The sequence below is a fragment of the Allobosea eneae genome (assembly GCF_042657265.1).
Classification (GTDB): Bacteria; Pseudomonadota; Alphaproteobacteria; order Rhizobiales; family Beijerinckiaceae; genus Allobosea; species Allobosea eneae.
On the sequence record NZ_JBHSLW010000131.1, the window covers coordinates 1 to 975 of the forward strand.

At 59.3% G+C, this 975-nt stretch carries 1 protein-coding gene; it reads left to right on the top strand.

The genetic code is table 11. From position 1 onward, the window contains the following. Window positions 1-201 precede the first annotated feature (201 nt). Window positions 202-927, top strand: a complete 726-nt coding sequence (locus tag ACFPOB_RS30395) for a GSU2403 family nucleotidyltransferase fold protein (protein ID WP_377801880.1) — start codon at window positions 202-204, stop codon at window positions 925-927. The last annotated feature ends 48 nt before the right edge of the window (window positions 928-975 follow it).

Genomic DNA, 975 nt, shown 5'->3' on the forward strand with positions numbered 1-975 from the left:
CCGGCCTCCGGTTCCGCTTCGCTCCACCTCCGTCCGGATATGGCGGCGATGGGCTTAATACACTAACAAACCAATCGGTTCACTCGGCGGGGGCAGATCACAGAGGGGTTCTCCGTGTCGGCCTAATTGGCCGTAAGCCTTTGCTAGAAAGCCGCTTTTTTATGTGTTATTACCATATCTGCAAAAGTGGTAATAACAGACATGGCCCAGATCCTGTTCAACTTCCAAACCCTCTACAGCGAGCTCGCTCAGAGAGCGCTCGATGAGAGCTTTGTGTCGGACTTCGACATAAACGGGCGCTTCATCACAAATGAGGTGAGAGAGCGCCGGTACTGGTATTTTGACGGGCCGGCGATCGGCGGCAAGAAGCAACGCATGTACGTCGGCCCTGCGGACGATCCAGAGATCGCGAAGCGGGTCGAAGAGTTCAAGGAACTGAAGGCGGCGACGAAAGAGCGCCGCCAGCTCGTGAGAACTCTAGTCCGCGAAGCACACCTCCCGGCGCCAGAGAATTTTGCGGGACAGGTCGTCGAGGCACTTGCTAAGGCCGGCTTCTTCCGGCTGCGCGGCGTCCTCGTGGGAACGGTGGCATACCAGTGCTACTCGGCAATGCTCGGCGTCAGATTGGCAAGTTCCGCCATGGTGACGGCGGATGCCGACTTTGCACAGTTCTATTCGATATCCGTGGCGGTCGAAGACGAGATGCCTCCCGTTCTGGATACGCTCAAGGCAGTAGACCGGACGTTTCGGGCGGTGCCGAGCCAGGCGGATTCGCGAGTGTCTACGCAGTTCGTCACGCGGAGCCAATATAAGGTCGAGTTCCTTACTCCTAACCGGGGCTCAGACGATTTCGCGGGGAGGCCTGCGCCCATGCCGGCCTTAGAGTCCGTCCCGGAACTCATGACGCTCGCGCGATGCGGCGGATAAGAACCATGGCGGCGGCTGCGTAGAGGAAGGCCGTCGCGGAGGCGATGG